Below are 24350 nucleotides of genomic sequence, written 5' to 3'. Positions count from 1 at the left end.
CACCGACCCCCCCCCCCCCCGACGCCTCGCGCGACGGCCCCGACACCGCGCCGACCACCGCCGCCGCCGGCGTGAGCGCCCAGAGCCAGCCGGCCGCCGCGCGCGGCGCCGGCAGCGTGGTCCTGGCCGGTCCGCCCACCGCCTGGCGCCAGACCCTGCAGGAAGCGCTGGGCGACCGCCTTCAGGTGCAGCTCGGCCGCGGCGCCGAGCAGGCCACGATCCGCCTCGAGCCGCCGATGCTGGGCCGGATCGACATCTCGATCCGCCACAGCGGCGGCAACCTGGAAGTGCACATCGCCGCCACCAATACCGAAGTGCTGCGCCAGCTGAACACGGTCAGCGACAACCTGCGCAACGACCTGGCCGGACGCCAGTACAGCAACGTCTCGGTCAATGTGAGCGAGACCCCGCGCGCCCAATCCACCGCCCAGGCCGGCAACCAGCCATCCAACCAGCCGGGCGCCGACGCCCAAGGCCGCGGCCGCCAGGAAGAGCAGCAACAGCGCCAGCGCACGCCCGGACTGGCCCTGAACGATGCCGGCGACGCCGGTTCCCTGTTTTCGATGAATGACCGCGACTAGACCATGAAAGCAAAACTGATCATCGCATTCGCCGGCGTCGCAGTAGCGGCCGCCGCCGCCGCCGGCGGCGCCATGTGGTATATGAACCCGGCCCCGGCCGCCGGCGCCGCCGCAGCCAAGCCGGCCCCGGAGAAGAAGCTGACCAAGTACGTCACCCTGGACAAGGTGATCGTCATGCTGCGCCGCGCGCCGAACGAGCAGGCCGCGCACTACCTGTCGGTCGACCTGGTGCTGGCCACCACCCCGGCCGAGGAGAAGGAAGCCAAGGAACAGCTGCCGCTGCTGCGCAGCATCGCCGTGTCGGCGCTGTCGGCGCGCACCCTGGCCGAAGCCTCAAGCATGTCGGTCGACCAGTACGCGTCCGAGCTGAACAAGGTCTTCAACGCCAACTATGAAAAGGAAAACCACGTAAAGCCGTTTTCCGAAGTCATGGTCGGCAAGCTGATCATCGAGTGACGCGAACCCGCCTGGTGACCACGTGGCCTATATGAGCGACTACCTCGACGTTGCCGCCGCCGACTACGGCGATGCGGCGACCAGCGCCGGCATGAGCGCCCAGGACGAGGGACGCCACCTGCTGGCCTATGCGCCGCTGGTCAAGCGCATCGCGCGCCAGCTCGGCAGCCAGGTCTCGGGAGCGCTCGGGCGCGAGGACATGGAACAGATCGGCCTGATGGGCCTGCTCGAAGCGCTGCGCCGCTACGGCCAGCCCGACGCCGGCTTTTCGAGCTATGCGGCGCTGCGCGTGCGCGGCGCCATCCTCGACGAGCTGCGGCGCCAGGACTGGCGTCCTCGCGCGGTGCGCCAGGAAAGCCATCGCCAGCGCGATGCCCTGCGCGCGCTGACCCGCAGCCTGGGGCGCGAGCCGAACGAGAAGGAAGCGGCCGAGGCCCTGGGCCTGTCCGCGGAACAGTATCAACAGTACCTGCTCGACGATAGCGCCGAGGAAATGCTCAGCTTCGATGAAGTATTGCAGGAAGCGGTCGGCGAAGCCCATCACACGCCCGGCCCCGAAGAACAGTTCATGGTGCGCCGCAGCCTGGAGCAGGTGCTGTCCGCCCTCAACGAAAAGGAGCAGCGCGTGATCCAGATGATCTACGAGTTCGAACTGAGCTACAAGGAAATCGCCGCCGTGCTCGACCTGTCCGACGCCCGCGTCTGCCAGCTCAACAAGAGCGCGCTGGCCAAGATGAAGGCCGCGCTGCAGCGCGACTGAACCGAATTACAAAGAAAAAAGGCCCTACGTCATGCAGCAATTACTCGGCATCGCCATCGTGCTCGGCGCCATCTTCGGTGGATTCACCCTGATGGGCGGCACCTTCGCCTCGATCTTCCACCCGGTCGAGATTCTGATCATCGGCGGCGCCGCCTTCGGCGCGCTGGTGCTCGGCAATCCGAAGCACGTGCTGTCCGAGATGGGCCATCAGCTCAAGAAGGTCGCGGCGCGCAAGAAGCACGACTCGGAATTCCAGCGCCAGCTGCTGCTCCTGATGTATGAGCTGCTGCAGACCGCCGCCGGTGGCCTGAAGGCGCTCGACGCCCACGTCGAGGCGCCTGCCGAAAGCCCGCTGTTCCAGCGCTATCCGGCGATCCTGGGCGAGCCGAAGCTCTTGGCCTTCATCGTCGACAACTTTCGCCTGATGGCCATGGGCAAGATCAACGCCCACGAGCTGGAAGGCGTGCTGGAGCAGGAGCTGGAAGCGATCCACGAAGAGCTGACCCAGCCGTCGAAATCGCTGCAAAAGATCGCCGAAGCGATGCCGGGCTTCGGCATCCTGGCCGCGGTGCTGGGCATCGTGATGGCCATGTACTCGGTCTCGGGCGGCGCCGATTCGGGCGAGATCGCCGAGAAAGTGGGCGCGGCCATGGTCGGCACCTTCATCGGCATCTTCTTCTGCTACGGCGTGCTCGAGCCGCTGGCCAACCTGATGAAGCAGACCGTCAATTCGGACGCCTCGACCATGGAGACCGTGAAGGTCGTGCTGTGCACCCACGTCGCGGGCAAACCGGCCCTGCTGGCGATCGACGCCGGCCGGCGCCTGATCCAGCTGAACACCAAGCCCAGCTTCGCCCAGCTCGAACAGTGGATCAACGCCATGGGCGGCGAAGACGAATCGCAGAACAAGCGGCGCCGCGGCAGCGACCGCATGACGGGGTAACACGTGTCGAAACCGAACGACAAGCACGAATCGACCATCGTCAAGCGCGGCGGGGGCAAGCACCAGCACGACGAGCACGGAGGCGCCTGGAAAGTCGCGTTCGCCGACTTCTGCCTGGCCCTGATGGCGCTGTTCCTGGTGCTGTGGCTGATCGCCGCGCGCGAGCAGCAGAACCTGAAGGCGATCGTGCGCGACGCAACCGACTCCGGCATGCTCGAGGGCCAGGGCCAGAAGCCGGCGATCGCCACGGAGCCGAGCGGCAGCCTGATCGAGCGCTTCGAAGTCCCGCGCACCGGCAATGCCGGCACCAGCAACCCGGGCAGCCCGAGCGCCCCGCGCACCGCCTACGAGACCCCGGCCGACCTGGCCGCCCTGTCGAAGGCCCTGACCGAACTGTCCGAGAGCGCCGGCCTGGCCTCGAACCTCTCGACCGTGGTCACGCCCTACGGCTTGCGCGTGATGCTGCACGACACCGATAAGCAGGGCATGTTCATGCGCGGCAGCGCGCTGCCCACCGGCCGCTTCGCGCGCCTGCTGCAGAAGATGGGTCCGCTGTTCGCCCAGATGCGCAACCAGATGCTGATCATCGGCCACACCGATTCCAGCCGCTACGCCGGCATCGACAAGGGCGGCTACTCGAACTGGGCGCTGTCGACCGACCGCGCGCTGGCCGCGCGCGCCCAGCTGCTCACCGGCGGCATGCAGAGCAGCACCGTGCTGCAGGTGGTCGGCATGGCCGACCGCGGCCCGCTGCATCCGGAATCCCCGCTCGACGGCATGAACCGCCGCATCGAACTCCTGATCCTGACCAGCGCCCAGTCGCGCGCGGTGGCGAATATGTTCGGCGCGCCAGGCAGCCACGTCACGGCGCTGGGCAGCGGCGCATCGGTCGCCATGCCGGACGCCGCGGACCTGGAACAACTGCGCGGCCAACTGCCGACTTCGCCATGACGATCCAACCGAAATCCCGAGGTAACCGCATGAAAATCACCGGCTCGTCCGTATCCACCGTCACCATCGGCGCCCAGACCATGTCGGTGCCGGTGCAGACCGAGGCGCCTGCCGCGCCGGCCGCCGCCCTGCAATCGGAAGTGCTGAAACCGGCCGCCGAAGCGATGCGCGCGATGCCCGATTTCGACGCCGCCCGCGTGGCCGAGCTGCGCGATGCGCTGGCGCGCGGCGAGCTGCCGTTCGATCCGGGCCGCCTGGCCGGCCTGATCCAGAAATTCCACGGAGGACGCTGAGCATGGCCACCCTTACCCGCCAACAGGCCAATACCCTGCTGCTCGAAGGCGTCCAGAAGGACCTGGCCGAAGCTGCCACCATCCACACGCTGCTGGAACAGCAGTTCGAGGCCGCCGTGCGCCACCGCAGCGCCGAGCTGACCGCCCTGGCCGACGGCCTGGCGCCGCTGCTCGAGGCGATGGAAGCGCGCCGCCAGCAGCGCCTGAGCCTGGTGCGCGCCCTGCTCGGCCCGGACGCCTCGATGGCCCAGTACAGCGCCAGCCTGGCCGCCGGCGCCCGCACAACCTTCGACGCCGCCTGGACCGAACTGGAAGCCATCGTGCGCGTCTGCAAAGAGGCGACCATGCGCAACGGCCGCCTGCTGGCCGAGCAGTATTCCGTGATGCAGCGCGTGCTGCACGGCGAGGACGAGATCTATGCGCCACGCTGATTTGTCGATCGCGTCGACGGCGCCGACCGCGGCAACCAACGCTACCCGTCCCACCGCAGGCCTCGGCGGCGGCGGCGACGCCAGCTTCGGCCGGCTGTTCAGCGAGCTGCAGGGCGAAGTGACCGCCTACATCCAGCATGGCGATGCCGGCGCCGGCAGCGGCGCGGCCAGCAGCCTCTCCGCGGAAGGCGCCCTGCTGCGCCTGCGCGCCAGCGGCCTGATCATGGGTGAAGAAGAACAGGTGGATGCGGCCACGGCCAGCGGCGGCGCGGCCGCCAATACCCCCGAGCAGCAGGCTTTCCTGGACAGCATCGCCCCGTGGGCACGCCAGGCCGCCGACCGCCTGGGCGTGGCGCCGGAACTGGTGCAGGCCCACGCCGCGCTCGAATCGGGCTGGGGCCAGCGCCCGCTGCGCACCGCCGACGGCGCCAGCAGCCACAACCTGTTCGGGATCAAGGCCGGCGCCAGCTGGAATGGCGCGACCGGCGACTCGAGCACCACCGAATACGTGAATGGCGCCGCGCTCAAGACGCGCGAGCGCTTCCGCGCCTATCCGGACGCGGCCAGCGCCTTCCAGGACTACACCCGGGTATTGATGGACAATCCGCGCTACCGCGGCGCCCTGAATACCGGCAGCGACGCCCAGGCCTTCGCCCAGGGCCTGGCGCGCGGCGGTTATGCGACCGACCCCGGCTACGCCGCCAAGCTGGCCCGCATCGCGGGCGCTCTGCAGGGATCGAAGGAATGAACTCTTATTCGCCCAGCGGCATGTCGATCGGCTGCACGGCGCCGGCGCCCAGCACCCGCATGCGCACCACCTGGCCGCTGGCGTTGTTCTTGACCCGCACCACGGCGCCGCGCGCACCGGCGTCGAGCGCCTCGCCCGCCATGCTGACCTCGATGCCGTCCTGGCGCGCGGTCATGACCACCGCCTCGCCGCGTTTCACCACGATCGGCGCCACCAATTGGCTGGCGCGCAGGACCTCGCCCGCGCGCAGGCTGCGCCGGCTCGACTGGCCGACGGCTTCGTCGAGCATGCCGATCGGATCGCGCACCTGGCTGATGTCGCGCCGCTCGAGCGTGACGTCGGCCTCGGTCAGTTCGCGGTTGGCCGCCACCGGCGCCGCCGTCACCGCCACCAGGGCCGAGATGCGGGCGCGCACCACGAAATCGTGGCGCCAGCCATTGCCATCGGGGCAACGCGCCACGAAGCGCATGCGCGCCGGCTGGCGCGTATCGATCGCCTCGACCGCCACCGGCCCCTTGCAGGCGGGCGGCGGACGGCTGCTCGAGACCGTCAGGTCGAACTGGGGATCGCCCAGCCCGACGGCATCGGCGCCCCTCTCGAGCTGCTCGCGCGCGGCTTGTTCTATCTCTACGGAAAGAGTTTGCGCCGCCCCTGCTGTGGTGCACAACAGACAGGTTACAATACTTAGAGTTGCCTTGCGGAAAGCAATCATTGGACAATACGGGTCAGGCGGAAAGGCCCATTCTAACCAAACTCACTGCAGTTCACCGGAGAATCGCCATGTCGATTAATTTCAAGGAAGCGCTCGGCGTCAGTGCCGATGCGCTGCAATTGCGCGCCGAGCGCACCCGCGTGCTGGCAGCGAACATCGCCAACGAGAGCACGCCAGGCTATACGGCGCGCGACCTCGATTTCGCCGCCGTGATGCAGGACCGCATGGATGCCGACGATGGCGCGCCAACGCTGTCGGAAGATGGCCCCCTGTTCCGCGTCCCCTTCCACCCGAGCGCCGACGGCAATACCGTCGAGATCGGCGTCGAGCAGGCAGCCTTTTCGCAGAACGCCTCCGATTTCCAGACCAGCCTGACCTTCATCAATATGAAGCTGCGCGGCCTCAACAAAGCCATCACCGGCCAATAAGGAGCGCTGAATGAGTTTCAAAGACATTTCCCAGATCGCCGGCTCGGCCATGGCGGCCCAGACCGTGCGCATGAACACGATCGCCAGTAACCTGGCCAACGCCAATGCCGCGGCCACCACCGAAGCCGAGGCCTACCGCGCCAGGAAACCGGTGTTCTCCGCCATGCTCGACGGCGAAGGCGTGGCCAAGGTGCAGGTGCTGGACGTGGTGCAATCGAGCGAGCCGCTGCGCCGCATGCACGAGCCGGATAACCCGCTGGCCGATGCCGACGGCATGGTGTACTACGCCAACGTCAATGAAGTGGCCGAAATGGCCGACATGATGGCCGCTTCGCGCGCCTTCGAAACGAATGTCGAGGTCATGGGCCGCATCAAGTCGATGCAGCAGTCCCTGATCCGGATGGGAGAAAGCTGATCATGGTCACCACCAACAATAACTTCGGTTTCAGCAGCAATTACAGCACCACCAATGACCGCCCGGCCGGCGTGCCGATGAGCGAGAACAAGGACATGTTCACCAAGCTGCTGGTGGCGCAGATCCGCAACCAGGATCCGCTGGAGCCGTCCGATCCGGCCACCTTCGTCAACCAGCTGTCGCAGCTGTCGCAGACCGAGGCGCTGGAAAACATGACGCAAACCACCGCCGCCAGCGCCGCCATGCTGCAGAGCCTGCAGGTGCTGGCGATGGGCGGCCAGGTCGGCAGCCAGGTCTCGGTCGAGACGGGCCGCGTGGAGCTGGGCGATACCCCGATCACCGGCAGCGTGCGCCTGGAAGGCGCCAGCACCCTCACCCACGTGATCCTGACCGACGTCGCCGGCAAACAGACCAAGATCGAACTGCCGCCGCACGGCATCGGCGGCCAGGCATTCACGCTCGACCCGGCCAAGCTTGGCCTGCCGGCCGGCAAGTACAGCATCGCCGCCGAAGCATCGGACGGCACCAAGCCCAAGATCGAGGTCAACGGCCGCCTGAACAGCGTGCGCCTCGACTCGACCGGCGGCATCCTGATGCAGGTGGCTGGCGTCGGCGAAGTCGAGCCGGGCTGGATCACCGGTTTCAACGGTAAAAACAATTCCGCCGACCTGGCGTTCACCAACTAAAGGATTCCCCCATGAGCTTCAATATCGCCCTGTCGGGCATCCAGGCCATCAACGAGCAGCTCAACACCCTGTCGAACAATATCGCCAACGCCGGCACCTACGGCTTCAAGAGCAGCCGCGCCAACTTCTCGTCGGTGTATGCGGGCGACATGGCCAACGGCGTGCAGGTCGGTTCGCTGACCCAGAACATCGGCCAGAACGGCAGCCTGCAGACCACCGGCCGCGGCCTTGACGCCGCCATTCTGGGCCGCGGTTTCTTCACCAGCCGCGACGCCCAGGGCGTGGTCTCGTACTCGCGCGTCGGCATCTTCAGCACCAATGCAGATGGTTTCCTGGTCGACGCCACCGGCAAGCGCGTCCAGGGCTATGGTCCGACCCAGAATGGCGTGATTGGCACCATGGGCGACATCGAGATCCCGACCGGTCAGATTCCGGCCGTGGCGTCCACCAAGGTCTCCTATACGGGCAATATGTCGGACGACTGGAAAAACCCCACCGTCGCGCCTTTCAATCCGGCCAATTCCGATAGCTATAATATGGTCAAGCAGTCCGTCGTCTACGATTCGGTCGGCACCCAGCATACGGTGTCGCAATATTTCGTCAAGACCGGTCCGACCACGGTGGCCGTGCACTATAGCGTCAATGGCGGAGCGCCTGACCCAGCCGATACCAACACGTTGACGTTCAACGGCCTTGGCCAGCTGACGGGCGGCGGCACCAGCCCCGTCATCAACCTGACGCCGGCGAGCGCAGCGCCGCTGAACTTCACGTTCGACTATACCGGCACCACCAAATTCGCCGGCGAGGCAACGACCACGACCAACCGTGCGGACGGTTACGCCTCCGGCACCTTCGTCGGCGTGGAACTGTCCGAGAACGGCTCGATCGTCGCCAAGTACAGCAACGAACAGCAGCAGGTCGTGGGCACCGTGGCCATCGCCACTTTCCCGGACGAAGGCAGCCTGGTCCCGACCAGCGACACCACCTGGATCGCCAACGCCAACTCGGGCGCGCCGCTGTACAGCACCCCGGGCGTCGGCCTGGCCGGCAAGCTGTCCAAGGGTTCGCTGGAAGGCTCGAACGTGGACATCACCTCGGAACTGGTCGGCCTGATGACCTCGCAGCGCAACTACCAGGCCAACTCGAAGGTGATCACCGCCGAGAACCAGATGATGCAATCGCTGATGCAGGCGCTGTAAGCATAAGCCATGGACAAGTTCATCTTCACCGCCGTCAGCGGCGCCCAGCGTACCCTGCAAGCACAGCAGGTACGCGCGAACAACCTGGCCAATGCCGACACCCCGGGCTTTCGCGCCAATATCGAGCTGGTATCGAGCCAGGCGCTGGGTGGCTACGGCTTCGACGACGTGCACCTCTCGCGCAGCATGGCCGATGCCGTCTCGACCCGCAACGGCGCGGTACGCGATACCGGCCGTTCGCTCGACGTCGCCGTCAACGGCAACGGCTACCTGGCGGTGGAGTGGGAAGCGGGCGAAGCCTATACCCGCGCCGGCGCGATCGACATCGACGCCAACGGCGCGCTGTCGGTCAATGGCCGCCCGCTGCTGGGCGAAGGCGGGCCCATCGTGCTGCCGCCGCACACCGCGGTCGACATCGCCAATGACGGCACCATCTCGGTGATGCCGGAAGGCGGCACCGTGACCCAGATCATCGACCGCCTGCGCCTGGTCAGCGCCGACGGCGCCCAGCTGACCAAGAACGAGGCAGGCCTGATCATCACACGCGATGGCCAACCGCTGGCGCTTGATGCGAACGTCACCGTGCGCGGCCGCGCCCTCGAGGGCAGCAATGTCTCGGCGGTGGAAGAAATGGTTGCCGTGATGAGCCTGAACCGCAGCTTCGAGCTGCAGATGAAGATGTTCAAGGCCAGCGACAGCATGAACGAGTCGGGCAACCGGCTCCTTGGCGCCTAACCCCGCCGCACCAACCCAACAGGAGCAACCATGAATCCAGCAATGTGGATCAGCAAGACCGGCGTGCAGGCACAGGATGCCAAGCTGCAGGCGATCGCCAACAACCTGGCCAACGTCAACACCGTCGGCTTCAAGCGCGACCGCGTCGTGTTCGAAGACCTGTTCTACCAGGTCGATGCCCAGCCGGGCGCCCAGAACGCCGACAACACCGTCAACGGCGGCGTCCAGCTCGGCAACGGCGTGCGCGTGGTCGGCACCCAGAAGGCGTTCACCAACGGCAGCCTGCAGACCACCAGCCAGCCGCTCGACGTCGCCATCTCGGGCGCCGGCTTCCTGCAGGTGCTGCGTCCGAACGGCGAACCGGCCTATACCCGCGCCGGCCAGCTCAAGCTCGACCCGAACGGCACGCTGACCAATGCCCAGGGCCTGGCCATCGTCCCGCAGATCACGGTTCCGCAAAACGCCGCCGGCATCACCATCGGCGAGAACGGCGTGGTCTCGGTGACCTTCCCGAACCAGCCGAACCCGCAGGAAATCGGCCAGATCAACCTGACCGCCTTCATCAACCCGACGGGCCTCCTGGCCCTGGGCGACAACCTGTTCCAGGAAACCGCCGCCAGCGGCGCGCCCAACGAAGGCCGTCCGGGCGACGCCGCCTTCGGCGCGCTGAAACAGGGCGCGCTGGAAGGCTCGAACGTGCAGGTGGTCGAAGAGATGGTCGACATGATCGCCGCCCAGCGCACCTACGAGATGAACACCAAGGTGCTGTCGGCGGCCGACAATATGCTGCAATACCTGTCGCAGGCGGCGCGCTGATGAAAACCCTGGCCGCCTTGCTTGGCATCGTCCTGCTGGCCGGCTGCGCCACGCCGGCGCAGGTCGCCATGCGCGACGACGATGACGACCACATGCCGCTGCAGCGCATGGCGCGCGGCGGCGTCTCGGGCGGCGTGTTCACCGCCGACACCGTCTCGCTGACCTCCGACAGCCGCGCCTACCGCGTGGGCGACGCCGTCACCGTGATCCTGCAAGAGACCACCCAGGCCAGCAAGCGCGCCGGCACCAGCATCTCGAAGGGTTCGTCGATCGGCATCTCGCCGCTGGCGGCGCTGGGCAAGGTCTACGACAAGGCGGCGGTCGACATCACCGCCGAGCGCGACTTCCAGGGCGACGCCACCAGCACCCAGCAGAATGCGCTGTCCGGCTCGCTGACCGTGATCGTGCAGGAAGTGCTGCCCAACGGCCTCTTGCGCGTGGCCGGCGAAAAGAACCTGATGCTGAACCAGGGCGAGGAATTCGTGCGCCTGAAGGGCTTCGTGCGCTCGGCCGACGTCGACGCCGACAACCGCGTGTCCTCGCTGCGCGTGGCCAATGCCCGCATCGCCTACTCGGCGCGCGGTGCGCTGGCCGACGCCAACCAGCCAGGCTGGCTGACGCGCTTCTTCAACAGCCCCCTGATGCCGTTCTGAGGATCACATGAACTTGCACCGAATCGTTCCGCTCCTGCTCGCCGCCGCCCTCGGCTGCGCCGCCCTTCCGGCCAGCGCCGCGCAAGCCCTGCGCAACCTGGTCAGCGTCGAAGGCGTGCGCGAAAACCCGCTGGTCGGCTACGGCCTGGTGGTGGGCCTGAGTGGCTCGGGCGACTCCACGCAAGTGAAGTTCGCCAGCCAGTCGGTCATCAATATGCTCAAGCAGTTCGGCGTGCGCCTGCCGGAGGGCGAGGACGCCAAGAACAAGAACGTGGCCGCCGTCATGGTCTCGGCCACCTTCCCGCCCGGCTACCGCCGCGGCCAGGCCATCGACGTCACCGTCTCGTCGCTGGGCGACGCCAAGAGCCTGCGCGGCGGCACCCTGCTGCTCACCCAGCTGCGCGCGGCCGACAACGAGATCTACGCCCTGGCCCAGGGCAATGTGGTGGTCGGCGGCCTGAACGCCACCGGCCGCAGCGGGTCCTCGGTCACCGTCAACACCCCGACCGCCGGCCGGGTGCCGAACGGCGCCCTGATCGAGCGCGAGATCGCGACCGACTTCGCGACCCGCCCACAGGTGATGCTGCGCCTGCGCCAGCCGCACTTCGAGACCGCCACCAACGTGGTCAATGCGATCAACAAGCGCTACGGTCCGATCGCCACCACCCTCGACGGCACCAGCGTCGAAGTCATCGCCCCCGAGAACCCGACCGAGCGCGTCGCTTTTGTCGCCAGCCTGAACGCCATCAGCGTGGAAGCCGGCATCGAAGTGCCGAAGGTCGTGTTCAATTCGCGCACCGGCACCGTCGTCATCGCCGACGGCCTGCGCGTGAAGGCGGCCGCCGTGACCCACGGCTCGCTCAAGGTGATCATCTCGGAAAGCTCGAACGTCAGCCAGCCGGGCCCGTTCGGGCGCGGCCAGACCGCGGTGACGCCGGAATCGAAGCTGTCGGTCGACCAGGGTTCGGGCCAGATGTTCCGCTGGCCGCCGGGCGCGCGCCTGCAGACCATCATCGATACCGTCAACAGCCTGGGCGCCTCGCCCGACGACATCATGGCGATCCTGCAGGCCCTCGACCAGGCCGGCGCGATCGAAGGCGAACTGGTGGTGATCTGATGCGCATCGACGACCTGCGCAACGACGCGCTCAAGACCGCCAGCGAGGCGCCGGTGGCCCCCGCGGCCGGCCAGCCGGAACACGACCCGGCCTACGTGGCGAAAGCCACCGAGGCCGCGGTCGAGTTCGAACGCTTCTTCATCAGCCACATGCTGCGCACGATGCGCGCCTCGACCCGCGAAATGGCGAGCGAGGACAGCGTCTTCAACAACCGCGTCAACCAGGACATGCAGGACATGGCCGACGACCTGGTGGCCGGCAACATGGCCGGCCAGCGCGCCTTCGGCATCGCCGATGCCATCCTGCGCCAGCTGGTACCGGGCGCCGGTACCGGCAAGCGCTAGAAGTTGGGCAAACGGATCGGATCCCGGGCGCGATTCGATTTATACAAAAAACTTAATAGACAGCAATAATCGGTCGCCTTTACAGGTTAACCTGTCTCGAGGACGAATTCGCACCATGACGATCATCAATAATGCCCTCTCCGGCGCCCTCGCCGCCCAGATCGCCCTGTCGGCCAGCAGCCACAACATCGCCAACCTGCAGACCAAGGGCTATACCCGCCAATCGGCGCTCCTGATGGCGGTCGGTCCGGACGCCAGCGGCCGCTCGGCCGGCAACGGCGTGCAGGTGACCTCGCTGCTGCGCTTCTCGGACAACTACAAGACCCAGGCGATGTGGCGCGCCAATTCGGAACAGGGTATGTACTCGCAGTCGCAGCAATACCTGACCCAGCTCGAAAGCTTGATGGGCGACGCCTCGGCCAGCCTGTCGGCCGGCATCGACGACTTCTTCAAGGCGGTAAATGCGGTGGCGGGCGACCCCGGTTCGACCCCGCTGCGCCAGCAGGTGCTGACCGCGGCCGGCCTGATGGGCGAGCGCTTCAACGGCCTGAACAACGTCTTCAACACCCAGCTGACCTCGGTGCGCCAGCAGCGCAGCGCCCTGGTCGACTCGGCCAACGTCGACATCGCCACCATCGCCCGCCTGAACCAGCAGATCATCGAGACCCAGGCCGGCGGCGTGTCGGCGTCGAGCCTGATCGACGCGCGCGACCAGGCCATCGACGACCTGTCGAACAAGATGGCGCTCGAAGTCTCGGACAATGGCGACGGCAGCCGCGACGTCTCGCTCAAGAGCGGCCAGGCGCTGGTGATCGGCAGCATGCACGGCACCCTCAAGGCGGCCCCGACCGCCGACTCGCCGCAGGCGTTCTCGATCGCCTTCGCCAACTCGACCTTCACGCTCGACGCCAGCAAGATGGGCGGCCAGCTCGGCGGGCTGACCCAGTTCGAGATCAATACCCTGCTGCCCCTGCAGGAAGACGTCGATGACCTGGCGCAGCAGCTCGCGACCCTCGTCAACGACACGCTGGCGGGCGGTTACACCGGCGAGCCGCATCCGACCGATCCAACGCTTCCCTGGGCCCCTGGCAAGCCGCTGTTCGTCTACACCCCCGGCAATGGCTCCAATATGCTCAAGACGGCCGAGGGTTTCAAGGCCCAGGACCTGGCGTTCTCGAGCGACGGCACGCCGGGCGATACCGGCAACCTGCAGTTGCTGGCCGCGCTCAAGTCCAAATCGATCACCCTGCCCAACATCGGCACCGTGCTGCTGAGCGATGCCGACACCCAGATGCTGGGCAAGCTGGCCGTGGACAGCAAGATCAACAAGGCCGCCCTGAAGACCGCCGAGACCGTGCGCGTCCAGTCGATCAACGACTGGCAGTCGACCAGCGGCGTCAACGAAGACGAAGAAGCGGTCAAGCTGGTGGAGTTCCAGCGCATGTACCAGGCCAATATGCAGGTGATTTCGATCGCCAATTCGCTGTTCGACGCCACCCTGGCCATGATGCAGTAAGGAGAACATGATGCGTATCGCTACCGCCCAGTACCAATCGACGATGAACCAGTCGCTCCAGAACAACCAGGACCGGCTCAGCTACATCATGCGCCAGCTCGATACGCAAAAGCGCATCCTGCTGCCCTCGGACGACCCGGTCGACAGCGTGCGCCTGTCGCGCCTGGCGCGCGAGGAATCCACGGTCGGCCAGTACCGCAGCAATATCTCCTCGCTCCAGCTGCGCCTGACCAAGTCGGAGGGCTATCTGAGCAATATGGTCAACGAGATGATCCCGGGCCGCGACCAGCTGGTCTGGGCCCTGGACGGCGCCAATACCCCGGACGACCTGAAGGCCATGATCGCGCCGCTGAAATCGCTGCGCGACAGCCTGTTCCATACCGCCAACACGATCGACGAGGAAGGCAACTACCTGTTCGCCGGCACGCTGACCAAGACTGCGCCAATGGTCTACGACGACACCCTGCCTATCGGTTCGCGCTACAGCTTCGCAGGCAATATCAATGCGCAGAACGTCGTGGTCGGCAATGGCCTGACCCAGCCTGCCAACGAGAACCTCGATGGCCTGGAGAAACTGCTGAACGAGATCGACGCCACCCTCGACGTCATGTCGCAGCCGGGCGCCACGCCCAACGATCCGGCCATACGGGCCGTGCTGACGGCCAACCTGGCCGGCTTCGACACTGCGCAAGCCCTGATCTCGAGCAAGATCGCCGACCTGGGTGGACGCCAGAACATCATCAAGACCCTGGACGACAACCACACCAACATCAGCCTGTCGAACAAGATCGCGATCACCGACATCGGCGCGCTCGACGTCGGCGTCGCCGCCACTGAGCTCAACGGTTACTCGACCGCCCTGCAGGCGACCTACAAGGCCTACGCCAAGATCGGCAACCTGTCGCTGTTCAATGCGATCTGACGGCCATGGAAGCACTCTCCAGACCAGCCGCCGCCAGCCCGACCGCCTCGGGCGCCACCGCTAACGGCACCGTCGTCAGCGGCAACACCGGCGCCCAGAGCACCACGGCCACCGGGAGGGCCCACGCCGTGCCACCGCTCGACGCCGACAGCCGCGCCATCACCCGCACTCCGCCGACCTCGAGCCCGCTGCGGCGCGGCGTCGGCATGAACCAGAACCTGCAGAGCGAGGTCGCACGCGCCCAGCAGGCGCTCGACTACCTGGCCCGCATGGCCAGCCAGCTCGAGGCGCTCAAGGCCGACCTGAGCACGCGCCTGTCGAGCCGCGGCGCGGCGGCCTCGCGCGATCTCGAAGCGCGGGTGCGCCAGCTCACGGCGGCGCTGGAAGGCCGTCGCCAGCAGGCCGGCGACGGCGTCGATTCCGCGCTCGATTTCGACGCCGTGGCCGGCGCCCAGCAGCGTTTCCGCATCCAGGGCATGAACATCGCCTCGCTGCGCAGCGGCGGCACCCAGACCATGGGCTTCTCGGTCGGCAGCGCCGGCGGTCCACAGCTGGCGGCCACGATCGAGCCGGGCATGACGCCCGAAGAAATCGCCCAGCGCCTCGACCGCACCCTGGCCCCGGTCAAGGTGCGCGCAGGCCTGGACCAGGGAGGCGAGCTGGTGTTTACCACGCGCGAATCGACATTCGCCGGCATAAAGGATGCGATCGCGGTGACCGGTCGCGGCCGGGTCGACACGATGCCCTTGCCGGCCGCCCTCGATCCGCAGAACTGGGAGCTGGGCAACCCCGACGCCCTGCGCCAGAGCCTGCGCGAAGTGGTACAGGCGCTGGCCCGGGTGCGCCGCTCCCAGGATACGGCCTCGCTGGCGTTGAGCACCGCCATGGCGCGCAACGCCCAGCCCGAGATCCCGACCGCCGAACTGGCCATGATCGCCCAGGACTTCACCGCCACCGCCGCCAGCCACGACTACAATTCGCTGCTGGCCATCACCTCGGCCCTGGTCGGCGTCAGCCGCGACCGGGTGACCGCCCTGCTCGGCCTGCGCTGAGCCGAACCAGCTCGCACATGGGTGGCCGGGACTTGACCGTTCCGGCCACCGATACAATCGATGACTGTTCACGATCGCATTTTCATGCGATAAAGCAAGGGTAGCAACCTTCGGTTGTACGCCATTCTCAACCAGGATTATCGAGCCATGCTGACAACTTCCACCACGGGACTGGCCTCCCAGCCCGCCGCCAGGCAATACGGCGACATCCGCACCAACCTGACGCAGTCGCTGCTGGCCCAGAATCCCGGGCTGAAAGTCCTCGACGCCCAGGTCAAGCGCGACGACGCTCGCCTGTCATCGATCGGCAAGATGGCGCTGGCGCTGGACGGTTTCCGCTCGGTCGCGGCCGGCCTGACCGGCGGCAAGCTCGACATGCTCGCCACCGCCAGCGGCAGTGCCCTGACGGCCAAGCTGAGCGCCTCCTCCGCCACGCCCGGCAAGTACACGGTCGACGTCCAGCAACTGGCCCAGGGCCAGAAACTGCAGACCAAGGCGGTAGCGGACAAGGGTGCGACGCTGGGCAATGGCGGCGCCAGCACGATCACGGTCGAAACCGGATCCGGCGCCAACGCCAAGAAGACCACGGTGCGCATCGATCCAAGCGACAGCAGCCTCGAAGGCATCGCCAAGGCCATGCGCGAGGCCGGCCTGGATGCCGAAGTCGCCAAGAATGGCGACGGCTATTCGCTGAGCCTGACCGGCGAAACGGGCGCCGCCAACGGCATGCGCATCAGCGTCGCCGGCGACCCGGTATTGGGTGGGCTGCTCGCTTACCAGCCGGGCAAGGAAGGCGCCATGCAGCAAGTGGCCGCGGCCCAGGATGCGCGCGTGGTGGTTGGCGACAAGACCGTCACCTCCGCCACCAACTCGGTCACCGAGGCCATCCCCGGCCTGAACCTGACCCTGAAAGAGACCGGCAAGAGCGAGGTCGAGGTGCGCAGCGATCCGGCCGCGATTGCCGGCAACGTCAAGGATTTCGTCAAGGCCTTCAATGACCTGAACACCCAGCTGGGCAAGCTGGAAACGGGCGACGCCCGCTCCGACACCACGCTGTTGCGGATGAAAGCCCAGATCGGCAACATCGTCAACAGCAGCAGTGTCCGTGACCTGGCCGGTTTCGGCTTCACGCAAAAGGATGGCGCGCTGGTGCTGGACGAGGACAAGCTCAAGGCGGCCATCGCCGCCGATCCGGCGCGCGCCAACAAGGTGTTCAGCGACAAGGGCGGCCTGGCCGAGCGCCTGGTGAGCCAGGTCGACAAGCAGATCGGCTCAAGTGGCGCCCTGGGCGTCGAGGCGGCCAGCGTGTTGCGCGAGCGCGACCGCCTGCTCGACCAGCGCGACAAGGTGATCGACACCGTGACCCGCCAGGCCACGCTCATGGCCCAGCAATACCAGATGGCCGGCACGGGCGGCGGGCTGCTGTTCGGCGGGGGCGCGGGACGGCCGATGTCGCTGTTCGATTACATGGCCTGATTCCGCACTGCTGTGCGGGGTGGCCGCCCTAGCGCCGCCGCCCGCGCTTGTCGCCTGCGGCGAACAGTTCGATCTTCTTGGTGGGACCCGACACGATCAACAGGTCGGCCGGCAGGATGCGCGTCTCGGGCAGCGCATGCTGGAAATCCGCATTGGCCCGCTTGACGCCCACCACGGTCACGCCGAAGCGCGAGCGGATATGCGATTCGGCAAGAGTGGCGTCGTGCGTTTCCACCGGCGCATGGATCTTGGCGATCGCAAAGCCATCCTCGAATTCGATGAAGTCCATCATGCGCCCGGTGATCAGGTGCGCCACGCGGGCGCCCATGTCGGCTTCCGGATACACCACATGATGAGCGCCAATGCGCTGGGCGATCTGCCCATGTTCGGGCGTCATCGCCTTGACCCAGATATCCTTGATGCCCAGCTCGGTCAGCACCATCAGGGTCATCAGGCTGGCCGCCAGGTCGGAACCGATCGCCACGATCGCATGCGAGAAATCGGCCACGCCCAGCTGCAACATGACGTTCTCGTTGGTCGAATCGGCCTGCACCGCGTGCGTCAGGCGCTCGCTCCAGAGCTGCACCAGATCTTCCTTCTCGTCGATGCCCATGACGTCATGGCCGAGGCGCATCAGGGACTGCGACACCGCGCCGCCGAAGCGGCCCAGGCCGATGACGACGACGCTGTCGCCCGCCGAAAAGGCGAACTGTTCTGTGAAAATTCTACCCAACAATTGGATGGTCCTCCGGATAACGGTAAGGCATGCGGCGCTCGCCGAGCACCAGCGAGGTCGCCAGGGTGATCGTTCCTACCCGGCCGACGAACATGAGGGCGGTCAGCACCAGTTGCCCCGCCACCGGCAACTCGGCGGTGATGCCGGTGGACAGGCCGGTGCTGCCGAATGCCGAGACGACCTCGAAGATGACGCGGTCGAGCGGGAAGTGCGAGATTCCGAGCAGCGCGACCGTGCCGAACGCGACGATCACGCTGCCCAGCACCAGCACCGTCACCGCCTGGCGCTGGGCCGAGACGGCGACCCGGCGCCCGAACGCCTCGGTATCGGTATGCCCGCGCGCCTCGGCGATCACGAGCATGACCAGGATCATGACCGTGCCCACCTTGACGCCGCCCGCAGTACCCGCGCTGCCGCCGCCGATGAACATCAACAGATAATGCAGCGCCCAGCTTTCCGGCGCAAGCGCGGAGAAGTCGACGGTGTTGAAGCCGGCGGCGCGCGCGGCCGTCGAGATGAACATGGCGTTGAGCAGCCTGTCGGCGACCGGCAAGCCGCCGAGGGTCGCGCCGTTATGCCATTCGAACAGCAGGATCACGACGAAGCCGCCGGCCAGCAGCACCGCAGTGCCCACCAGGGTGAGCTTGGTATGCAGCGACCAGTGGCGCGGGTCGCGCAGGCGGTGGCGCAAGTCGTGCAGCACCGGGAATCCGATGCCGCCCACCACGATCGCGATCATCACCGGCGCCAGCACCAGGGCGTCTCCCGCATAGCGCGTCAGGCTGTCCGCATGCAGCGAGAAACCGGCGTTGTTGAAGGCCGAGACGGCGTGGAATACGGCGCTCCAGGCCGCCTCTTGCCAGCCCAGCCCATGCCCGCACACCATCCGCGCCAGCAGGATGGCCGCGATAACGACCTGCATCGCCAGCGTGACCGCGAACACCACGCGCGCCACGCTGGCGATGTCACCCATGCCCAGCGAGCGGGTCTCGGTCTGCGTGATCAGGCGCGTGCGCAGGCGCGAGGAGCGGTTGACCATCAGCCCCAGCAAGGTGGCGGCGGTCATCATGCCGAAGCCGCCGAGCTGGAACAGCACCATGATTGCGGCCTGACCGAAGCCCGACCAGTAGCTGCCGGTATCGACCACCACCAGGCCGGTCACGCAGATCGCCGACACCGAGGTGAAGAAAGCCACCATCAGCGGCGCAGTCTCGCCGTTCGCGCGCGCCAGCGGCAGCATCAGGACCGCGGTTCCCGCCAGGATCGCCAGCGCGAACAACAGCACCACGATCCGCGCCGGATGGAGGATGTTCTTCATCGCGCTGCGGCAACTCCTTCCTGGTCGGCGCGCCCGTCATCGAAGTCCATGGTGTCCGGATCGGTGTCGCCTTCGGCCGGTTTGCCAAACAGCTTGAGCCAGGCGAAGCCCAGCACGCCCGCAATCAGGGAAGCGGCCAGGATCGCCATCTTCGAGGCATTGATGATCTCGGCGTGGCCGGTGAAGGCCAGGTTGGTAATGAAGATCGACATCGTGAAACCGATGCCGCCGAGCAGGCCGGCGCCCAGCACGTGGCGCCAGGCCAGGTCCAGCGGCAAGCGGCACAGGCCGATGGCGACGGCAGCGAACGTGAAGGCGAAGATGCCTGCCGGCTTGCCGGCCACCAGGCCGAGCAGGATGCCCAGGCTGTTTGGCGCCATCAGTTCGGCGGCCCAGCCGGCGCCGATCACGATGCCGGTATTGGCCAGCGCGAAGATCGGCAGGATCAGGAAGGCGACCGGCTTGTGCAGCACATGTTCCATGCGGTGCGCGGGCGAGGCCCCATCGTCCTGCCGGTGCGAGTAAGGGATGGTGAAGGCCAGCAGCACCCCGGCGATGGTGGCATGGACGCCCGACTTGAGCATCAGGAACCACATCACGGCGCCGCCCAGCAGGTAGGGCCACAGGGCGACCACGCGCAGGCCGCGGTTGAGCACGAGCAGGCCGACGAACATGCCCAGCGCGCCTGCCAGGTAGACCAGCGACAGTTGCGCCGTATAGAAGACGGCGATGACGATGATCGCGCCGAGGTCGTCCATGACCGCCAGCGCCGTCAGGAATATCTTGAGCGAGGCCGGCACCCGGCTGCCCAGCAGGGCCAGCACGCCGAGCGCGAAGGCGATGTCGGTGGCCATCGGAATGCCCATGCCGGGCTGGGTTGGCGTGCCGCCGTTGAGCAGGAAGTGAACCAGCGCCGGCACTGCGATGCCGCCGAAGGCAGCGACGATCGGCAGCAAGGCGTTGCGCAGGTCGGATAGCTCGCCATTGCGCAGTTCGCGCTGCAGTTCGAGTCCGATCAGCAGGAAGAAGATCGCCATCAGCAGGTCGTTGACCCACAGCTCGACGCTCAGGCCGCCCAGGACGATCTGCCAGAAGGCGAGATAGGACGGACCCCAGGCCGAGTTCGCGACCAGCAGCGAGGCAATGGTGCACAGGATCAGGACGACGCCGCCGGCCTTGCCGGAGGCGGCGAATTGTTTGAATGTGTCGGACAGGCGCTGCTCAATGCGCATCGAGAGTCTCCATAATTGATGATGTTTCATGGGAAAGCCTGGTCGCATGGCGGCGCGTGGCGGGACGCGGCCGGCACGCGGGCAGCGCGGGTGGTGGAGAGGTGGCGGTAGATGGTGTGTCGCAGGCAGCAATGCAGGTATGGTGCATAAGGGTCGCAGAAAGGCCGGCGTGGCGGCCCGACCAGCGCAAATCCTGTCGCACCTGGCGGCGCGATCACCCTTGTCCGATTATAACGCACGCCAAAAAAAATCCCGCTGCATGCAGCGGGATTTTTATCGAGAGGCGGCGAATCGCCCCGGAGTGATTGCTTACGCGCCTTCGCGGCTGGCTTTCTTGCGCTCGTGCTCTTTCAGGTAGCGCTTGCGCAGGCGGATCGATTTCGGGGTGATCTCGACCAGCTCGTCGTCCTCGATGAACTCGACGGCGTATTCCAGCGACATCTGGATCGGCGGCACCAGGCGCACTGCTTCGTCGGTACCCGACGAACGCACGTTGGTCAGCTGCTTGCCCTTGATCGGGTTGACGACCAGGTCGTTGTCGCGCGAGTGGATGCCGATGATCATGCCTTCGTACACCGGGGTGTTGTGCTCGACGAACATACGGCCGCGGTCTTGCAGTTTCCAGATCGCGTAGGCGACGGCGGCGCCGTCATCCTGCGAGATCAGCACGCCGTTACGACGGCCAGCCATTTCGCCACGGCTGTTGTCGACCGGTGCGTATTCGTGGAACACGTGGCTCATCAGGCCGGTACCGCGGGTCAGGGTCATGAATTCGCCCTGGAAGCCGATCAGGCCACGCGCCGGGATCAGGTACTCGAGGCGCACGCGACCTTTACCGTCCGATTCCATGTTCTGCAGATCGCCACGGCGACGACCCAGTTCTTCCATCACGCCACCCTGGTTGACTTCTTCGACGTCGACCGACAGGCTTTCAAACGGCTCATGGCGCACGCCATCGACCATCTTGAAGACCACGCGCGGACGCGACACGGCCAGTTCGAAGCCTTCACGACGCATGTTTTCGATCAGGATCGTCAGGTGCAGTTCACCGCGGCCCGAGACTTCGAAGATCGTGTCGTCGTCGGTCGGCGCCACGCGCAGCGCGACGTTGGCTTTCAGTTCGCGGTCAAGGCGGTCACGCAGCTGGCGGCTGGTGACGAACTTGCCTTCGCGGCCGGCCAGTGGCGAGTTGTTGACCATGAAGTTCATGGTCAGGGTCGGCTCGTCGACGGTCAGCATCGGCAGCGCTTCTGGCGTGTCGACGGCGCAGACGGTCGAACCGATGCCGATGTCTTCGATACCGTTGATCAGGCAGATGTCGCCGGCAACGGCCGAGTCGACCAGCACGCGCTCGAGGCCCTTGAAGTTCAGCACCTGGTTGATGCGGCCCTTGATCGGGGTCGAATCAGGGCCGTTCAGGATGATGACGTCCTGGCCGGTCTTGACGGTGCCGCGGTTCACGCGGCCGATGCCGATCTTGCCCACGTACGACGAGTAGTCGAGCGAGGTGATCTGCATCTGCAGCGGGCCTTCCGGATTGTCGTCACGCACTGGCACGTGTTGCAGGATGGCGTCGAACAGCGGCTTCATATCGCCTTCGCGCACGCTTTCGTCCAGGCCGGCATAGCCGTTCAGGCCCGAAGCGTAGACGATCGGGAAGTCCAACTGCTCGTCGTTCGCGCCCAGCTTGTCGAACAGTTCGAAGGTCTGGTTGATGGCCCAGTCGGCGCGTGCGCCCGGACGGTCGACCTTGTTGACGACGACGATCGGCTTCAGGCCCAGGGCCAGCGCCTTGCGGGTCACGAAGCGGGTCTGCGGCATCGGGCCTTCCTGCGCATCGACCAGCAGCAGCACCGAGTCGACCATCGACAGCACGCGTTCCACTTCACCGCCGAAGTCGGCGTGGCCTGGGGTGTCGACGATGTTGATGTGGGTGCCTTCGTATTCGACGGCGCAGTTCTTCGACAGAATGGTAATGCCGCGCTCTTTCTCGAGATCGTTCGAGTCCATCACGCGGGTGTCCACCGCCTGGTTTTCACGGAAGGTGCCGGACTGACGCAGCAGTTGGTCGACGAGCGTGGTCTTGCCGTGGTCAACGTGGGCAATGATTGCGATATTACGAATCGCGCGTTTGGTGTTTGACATGATTTTTGAGAAGTAGCGTGGAGTACAGAATGTACTGGAACTGCAAGTCCGATGCTGCCGCTTACTGAAACAGATTTCGGAAACCGACTAGTATAGCATGGGAAGCGGCCCAGTCTGAATCTTGCGCGGGAAAGACACGATTTTTTGGCGGATCGCCGGCGCGTCGTCACCGCAGCAGCTTAGCCGCTGCCGGTGACAGGCGCATGACATGCGCTAAGGCAAGGCTCGCGCAAGGAGTCAGGCCGGCGCCGCCGTCGAGATCAGGCGCTCCGGCGCCAGGATCGCATACTCGCCCAACTGGCCGGTGCCGAGCAAGCGACCGTCGTGGTAGATGCGCACCCTGCCCTGTTGTTCCGGAACGGCGACGTCTTCCTTGCCGAGCGCCAGGCGCTGGCCTTGCAGGAAACGCCTTGCCAGTTCGGCACCCAGTTCGATCGACGGGAAGGTCGACAGCAAGGCATCGACCGGACGCAGCAGCGAGAGCGGGTCCGGGTGCGCCAGCAGTTCGTCCAGCGTGATCATGCCGGCGACGTCGAGCGCACCGACCTCGATCCGGCGCAGCGCGTTCAGGTGCGCGCCACAGCCGAGCGCGGCGCCGATGTCTTCGCCCAGCACGCGCACATAGGTGCCCTTGCTGCAGGTGACGCGGATGTTCAGGAATGGCGCCTGGTAGTCGATCATCGACAGCGCGTGGATGGTCACCGGCCGCGCCTCGCGCTCGAGCGTGATGCCCTCGCGCGCATATTCATACAGGGCCTTGCCGTCACGCTTGAGTGCCGAATACATCGGCGGCACCTGCTGGATCGGACCGCGGAATCGCGCCAGCGCCGCCTCGATCTGCTCGACCGTGACGTCGACCGGCAGCGTCTCGATGGCCTCGCCCTCGGTGTCACCGGTCGTCGTCATGATGCCCAGGTGGACCGTCGCCTCATAGGTCTTGTCGGCCTCGAGCAGGTCTTGCGAGAACTTGGTCGCTTCGCCGAAGCACAGCGGCAGCAAGCCGGTGGCGAACGGGTCGAGCGTGCCGGTGTGGCCGGCCTTCTTGGCGTTCAGCACGCGCTTGGCACGGATCAAGGCGTCATTGGACGACAGGCCGACCGGCTTGTCGAGCAGCAGCACGCCATCGACCAGGTCGCGCGGTTTTTTCGCGGGACGTCCGTTCACTCTTTGTCCGCCGGGTCGGCTGCCTGCATGTCGGGACGCAATTCGGGATGCAATTCGGGATTCGACTCCGGATCGTCCTTGGCGCGGGTGGCGTTGGCCTGGTCGATCAGGGCCGACATCGCCAGGCCGCGCACGGTCGACGTGTCATGCAGGAAGTGCAGCGACGGCAGCGTATGGATGTGCAGGCGCTTGCCCAGCATATTGCGCAGGTAGCCGGAGGCCTTGTTCAAGCCTTCCAGGGTCTGACGCACGTCTTCCGCGCCGTCCTTGAGCAGGGTGAAATAGATCTTGGCGTGGGCATAGTCCGGGGTCAGCTGGACTTCGCTGATGGTGACCATGCCGACGCGCGGGTCCTTCAGCTCGAAGGCGATGAGTTCCGACAAATCCTTCTGGATCTGGTCGGCCACGCGCAGGCCGCGCTGTGGAATGCTTTTACTGTGTTTAGCCATGATGGTTTACTACTTTATTCTTTTGTTAGCTTCAAATCGCCGTCGTCCCCGCGCAGGCGGGGACCCAAGTTT

General features: G+C 66.3%; 28 protein-coding genes. 21 read left to right on the top strand and 7 right to left on the bottom strand.

What is annotated here, in order from left to right; translation table 11 throughout:
* From SOM61_RS04915 to SOM61_RS04880, 8 genes are all read left to right on the top strand, one after another.
* Positions 1–581: flagellar hook-length control protein FliK (locus tag SOM61_RS04915; RefSeq protein ID WP_320473059.1), on the top strand; the 581-nt coding region annotated here is incomplete at its 5' end.
* 3 nt (positions 582–584) lie between these two features.
* Positions 585–1037, top strand: coding sequence for a flagellar basal body-associated FliL family protein (locus SOM61_RS04910; protein WP_320473058.1), 453 nt, complete (start codon positions 585–587; stop codon positions 1035–1037).
* Positions 1038–1068: 31 nt separating this feature from the next.
* Entirely contained in the window at positions 1069–1797 is a 729-nt protein-coding gene (locus SOM61_RS04905) for a FliA/WhiG family RNA polymerase sigma factor (RefSeq protein ID WP_414674932.1), read from the top strand.
* Between the two features lie 31 nt (positions 1798–1828).
* Positions 1829–2740, top strand: a complete 912-nt coding sequence (motA, locus tag SOM61_RS04900) for a flagellar motor stator protein MotA (protein ID WP_320473057.1) — start codon at positions 1829–1831, stop codon at positions 2738–2740.
* Positions 2741–2743: 3 nt separating this feature from the next.
* Positions 2744–3691: a flagellar motor protein MotB gene (locus SOM61_RS04895; protein ID WP_320473056.1), complete on the top strand. Its 948-nt coding sequence runs from the start codon at positions 2744–2746 to the stop codon at positions 3689–3691.
* A gap of 29 nt (positions 3692–3720) precedes the next feature.
* Positions 3721–3984 (top strand): flagellar biosynthesis anti-sigma factor FlgM, encoded by a 264-nt coding sequence (gene flgM / locus SOM61_RS04890; RefSeq protein ID WP_320473055.1) that lies wholly within the window; start codon positions 3721–3723, stop codon positions 3982–3984.
* A gap of 2 nt (positions 3985–3986) precedes the next feature.
* The gene (flgN, locus tag SOM61_RS04885) at positions 3987–4415 is read left to right on the top strand and encodes a flagellar export chaperone FlgN (protein WP_320473054.1); all 429 of its coding nucleotides are present in this window, start codon (positions 3987–3989) and stop codon (positions 4413–4415) included.
* Positions 4402–5163, top strand: a complete 762-nt coding sequence (locus SOM61_RS04880) for a glucosaminidase domain-containing protein (protein WP_320473053.1) — start codon at positions 4402–4404, stop codon at positions 5161–5163. Before flgN ends, SOM61_RS04880 begins: the two co-directional genes overlap by 14 nt.
* 4 nt (positions 5164–5167) lie before the next feature.
* Here the strand turns inward: SOM61_RS04880 and flgA are convergent, their stop codons facing one another.
* On the bottom strand, positions 5168–5830 hold the full coding sequence (flgA, locus tag SOM61_RS04875) for a flagellar basal body P-ring formation chaperone FlgA (protein ID WP_320473052.1): 663 nt from the start codon (positions 5828–5830) through the stop codon (positions 5168–5170).
* A 113-nt stretch (positions 5831–5943) separates the two neighbouring features.
* Here flgA and SOM61_RS04870 point away from each other — a divergent pair, with 113 nt between their 5' ends.
* From SOM61_RS04870 to fliD, 13 genes are all read left to right on the top strand, one after another.
* Positions 5944–6303: a flagellar basal body protein gene (locus tag SOM61_RS04870; protein ID WP_320473051.1), complete on the top strand. Its 360-nt coding sequence runs from the start codon at positions 5944–5946 to the stop codon at positions 6301–6303.
* A 10-nt stretch (positions 6304–6313) separates the two neighbouring features.
* The gene (gene flgC / locus SOM61_RS04865) at positions 6314–6718 is read left to right on the top strand and encodes a flagellar basal body rod protein FlgC (RefSeq protein WP_320473050.1); all 405 of its coding nucleotides are present in this window, start codon (positions 6314–6316) and stop codon (positions 6716–6718) included.
* 2 nt (positions 6719–6720) lie between these two features.
* Positions 6721–7404, top strand: coding sequence for a flagellar hook capping FlgD N-terminal domain-containing protein (locus SOM61_RS04860; protein ID WP_320473049.1), 684 nt, complete (start codon positions 6721–6723; stop codon positions 7402–7404).
* Positions 7405–7415: 11 nt separating this feature from the next.
* Positions 7416–8603, top strand: coding sequence for a flagellar hook protein FlgE (locus SOM61_RS04855; protein WP_320473048.1), 1188 nt, complete (start codon positions 7416–7418; stop codon positions 8601–8603).
* 9 nt (positions 8604–8612) lie between these two features.
* On the top strand, positions 8613–9338 hold the full coding sequence (locus SOM61_RS04850; protein ID WP_320473047.1) for a flagellar basal body rod protein FlgF: 726 nt from the start codon (positions 8613–8615) through the stop codon (positions 9336–9338).
* A 30-nt stretch (positions 9339–9368) separates the two neighbouring features.
* Positions 9369–10154, top strand: a complete 786-nt coding sequence (gene flgG / locus SOM61_RS04845) for a flagellar basal-body rod protein FlgG (RefSeq protein ID WP_320473046.1) — start codon at positions 9369–9371, stop codon at positions 10152–10154.
* Positions 10154–10807, top strand: a complete 654-nt coding sequence (gene flgH / locus SOM61_RS04840; RefSeq protein WP_320473045.1) for a flagellar basal body L-ring protein FlgH — start codon at positions 10154–10156, stop codon at positions 10805–10807. The genes flgG and flgH overlap by 1 nt, the downstream gene beginning before the upstream one ends.
* 7 nt (positions 10808–10814) lie before the next feature.
* Positions 10815–11924, top strand: coding sequence for a flagellar basal body P-ring protein FlgI (locus SOM61_RS04835; RefSeq protein ID WP_320473044.1), 1110 nt, complete (start codon positions 10815–10817; stop codon positions 11922–11924).
* Positions 11924–12268 carry a rod-binding protein gene (locus SOM61_RS04830; protein WP_320473043.1) on the top strand — a complete coding sequence of 115 codons (345 nt, stop codon included), beginning with the start codon at positions 11924–11926 and terminating at the stop codon, positions 12266–12268. Before SOM61_RS04835 ends, SOM61_RS04830 begins: the two co-directional genes overlap by 1 nt.
* A gap of 115 nt (positions 12269–12383) precedes the next feature.
* A complete protein-coding gene (gene flgK / locus SOM61_RS04825) occupies positions 12384–13784 on the top strand; it encodes a flagellar hook-associated protein FlgK (RefSeq protein ID WP_320473042.1) in 1401 nt (466 codons plus the stop codon).
* Positions 13785–13791: 7 nt separating this feature from the next.
* A complete protein-coding gene (gene flgL, locus SOM61_RS04820) occupies positions 13792–14706 on the top strand; it encodes a flagellar hook-associated protein FlgL (protein WP_320473041.1) in 915 nt (304 codons plus the stop codon).
* A gap of 5 nt (positions 14707–14711) precedes the next feature.
* Entirely contained in the window at positions 14712–15758 is a 1047-nt protein-coding gene (locus SOM61_RS04815) for a hypothetical protein (RefSeq protein ID WP_320473040.1), read from the top strand.
* Positions 15759–15905: 147 nt separating this feature from the next.
* Positions 15906–17234: a flagellar filament capping protein FliD gene (gene fliD / locus SOM61_RS04810; protein ID WP_320473039.1), complete on the top strand. Its 1329-nt coding sequence runs from the start codon at positions 15906–15908 to the stop codon at positions 17232–17234.
* Between the two features lie 28 nt (positions 17235–17262).
* Here fliD and SOM61_RS04805 read toward each other — a convergent pair whose 3' ends face one another.
* From SOM61_RS04805 to rbfA, 6 genes are all read right to left on the bottom strand, one after another.
* Entirely contained in the window at positions 17263–17967 is a 705-nt protein-coding gene (locus SOM61_RS04805) for a potassium channel family protein (RefSeq protein WP_320473038.1), read from the bottom strand.
* On the bottom strand, positions 17960–19288 hold the full coding sequence (locus SOM61_RS04800) for a TrkH family potassium uptake protein (RefSeq protein ID WP_320473037.1): 1329 nt from the start codon (positions 19286–19288) through the stop codon (positions 17960–17962). Before SOM61_RS04800 ends, SOM61_RS04805 begins: the two co-directional genes overlap by 8 nt.
* Positions 19285–20520: a Na+/H+ antiporter NhaA gene (gene nhaA, locus SOM61_RS04795; RefSeq protein WP_320473036.1), complete on the bottom strand. Its 1236-nt coding sequence runs from the start codon at positions 20518–20520 to the stop codon at positions 19285–19287. The genes SOM61_RS04800 and nhaA overlap by 4 nt, the downstream gene beginning before the upstream one ends.
* 309 nt (positions 20521–20829) lie before the next feature.
* The gene (gene typA, locus SOM61_RS04790; protein ID WP_320473035.1) at positions 20830–22665 is read right to left on the bottom strand and encodes a translational GTPase TypA; all 1836 of its coding nucleotides are present in this window, start codon (positions 22663–22665) and stop codon (positions 20830–20832) included.
* Positions 22666–22902: 237 nt separating this feature from the next.
* Positions 22903–23829, bottom strand: a complete 927-nt coding sequence (truB, locus tag SOM61_RS04785; RefSeq protein WP_320473034.1) for a tRNA pseudouridine(55) synthase TruB — start codon at positions 23827–23829, stop codon at positions 22903–22905.
* Entirely contained in the window at positions 23826–24278 is a 453-nt protein-coding gene (gene rbfA, locus SOM61_RS04780; protein ID WP_320473033.1) for a 30S ribosome-binding factor RbfA, read from the bottom strand. Before rbfA ends, truB begins: the two co-directional genes overlap by 4 nt.
* Between the last annotated feature and the right edge of the window lie 72 nt (positions 24279–24350).

The organism is Massilia sp. CFBP9012 (genome assembly GCF_034045115.1).
Classification (GTDB): domain Bacteria; phylum Pseudomonadota; class Gammaproteobacteria; order Burkholderiales; family Burkholderiaceae_D; genus Telluria.
Note: the sequence above shows the minus strand (reverse complement) of the source record. Positions and strands in the feature narration are given on the sequence as shown.

Excerpts from the sequence above, each read along its gene's own strand:
- SOM61_RS04910 (WP_320473058.1), top strand. The coding sequence starts at position 585 with ATGAAAGCAAAACTGATCATCGCATTCGCCGGCGTCGCAGTAGCGGCC.
- SOM61_RS04905 (WP_414674932.1), top strand. The coding sequence starts at position 1,069 with ATGAGCGACTACCTCGACGTTGCCGCCGCCGACTACGGCGATGCGGCG.
- motA (WP_320473057.1), top strand. The coding sequence starts at position 1,829 with ATGCAGCAATTACTCGGCATCGCCATCGTGCTCGGCGCCATCTTCGGT.
- flgM (WP_320473055.1), top strand. The coding sequence starts at position 3,721 with ATGAAAATCACCGGCTCGTCCGTATCCACCGTCACCATCGGCGCCCAG.
- flgN (WP_320473054.1), top strand. The coding sequence starts at position 3,987 with ATGGCCACCCTTACCCGCCAACAGGCCAATACCCTGCTGCTCGAAGGC.
- SOM61_RS04880 (WP_320473053.1), top strand. The coding sequence starts at position 4,402 with ATGCGCCACGCTGATTTGTCGATCGCGTCGACGGCGCCGACCGCGGCA.
- SOM61_RS04870 (WP_320473051.1), top strand. The coding sequence starts at position 5,944 with ATGTCGATTAATTTCAAGGAAGCGCTCGGCGTCAGTGCCGATGCGCTG.
- flgC (WP_320473050.1), top strand. The coding sequence starts at position 6,314 with ATGAGTTTCAAAGACATTTCCCAGATCGCCGGCTCGGCCATGGCGGCC.
- SOM61_RS04860 (WP_320473049.1), top strand. The coding sequence starts at position 6,721 with ATGGTCACCACCAACAATAACTTCGGTTTCAGCAGCAATTACAGCACC.
- SOM61_RS04855 (WP_320473048.1), top strand. The coding sequence starts at position 7,416 with ATGAGCTTCAATATCGCCCTGTCGGGCATCCAGGCCATCAACGAGCAG.
- SOM61_RS04850 (WP_320473047.1), top strand. The coding sequence starts at position 8,613 with ATGGACAAGTTCATCTTCACCGCCGTCAGCGGCGCCCAGCGTACCCTG.
- flgG (WP_320473046.1), top strand. The coding sequence starts at position 9,369 with ATGAATCCAGCAATGTGGATCAGCAAGACCGGCGTGCAGGCACAGGAT.
- flgH (WP_320473045.1), top strand. The coding sequence starts at position 10,154 with ATGAAAACCCTGGCCGCCTTGCTTGGCATCGTCCTGCTGGCCGGCTGC.
- SOM61_RS04835 (WP_320473044.1), top strand. The coding sequence starts at position 10,815 with ATGAACTTGCACCGAATCGTTCCGCTCCTGCTCGCCGCCGCCCTCGGC.
- SOM61_RS04830 (WP_320473043.1), top strand. The coding sequence starts at position 11,924 with ATGCGCATCGACGACCTGCGCAACGACGCGCTCAAGACCGCCAGCGAG.
- flgK (WP_320473042.1), top strand. The coding sequence starts at position 12,384 with ATGACGATCATCAATAATGCCCTCTCCGGCGCCCTCGCCGCCCAGATC.
- flgL (WP_320473041.1), top strand. The coding sequence starts at position 13,792 with ATGATGCGTATCGCTACCGCCCAGTACCAATCGACGATGAACCAGTCG.
- SOM61_RS04815 (WP_320473040.1), top strand. The coding sequence starts at position 14,712 with ATGGAAGCACTCTCCAGACCAGCCGCCGCCAGCCCGACCGCCTCGGGC.
- fliD (WP_320473039.1), top strand. The coding sequence starts at position 15,906 with ATGCTGACAACTTCCACCACGGGACTGGCCTCCCAGCCCGCCGCCAGG.
- SOM61_RS04800 (WP_320473037.1), bottom strand. The coding sequence starts at position 19,288 with ATGAAGAACATCCTCCATCCGGCGCGGATCGTGGTGCTGTTGTTCGCG.
- nhaA (WP_320473036.1), bottom strand. The coding sequence starts at position 20,520 with ATGCGCATTGAGCAGCGCCTGTCCGACACATTCAAACAATTCGCCGCC.
- typA (WP_320473035.1), bottom strand. The coding sequence starts at position 22,665 with ATGTCAAACACCAAACGCGCGATTCGTAATATCGCAATCATTGCCCAC.
- rbfA (WP_320473033.1), bottom strand. The coding sequence starts at position 24,278 with ATGGCTAAACACAGTAAAAGCATTCCACAGCGCGGCCTGCGCGTGGCC.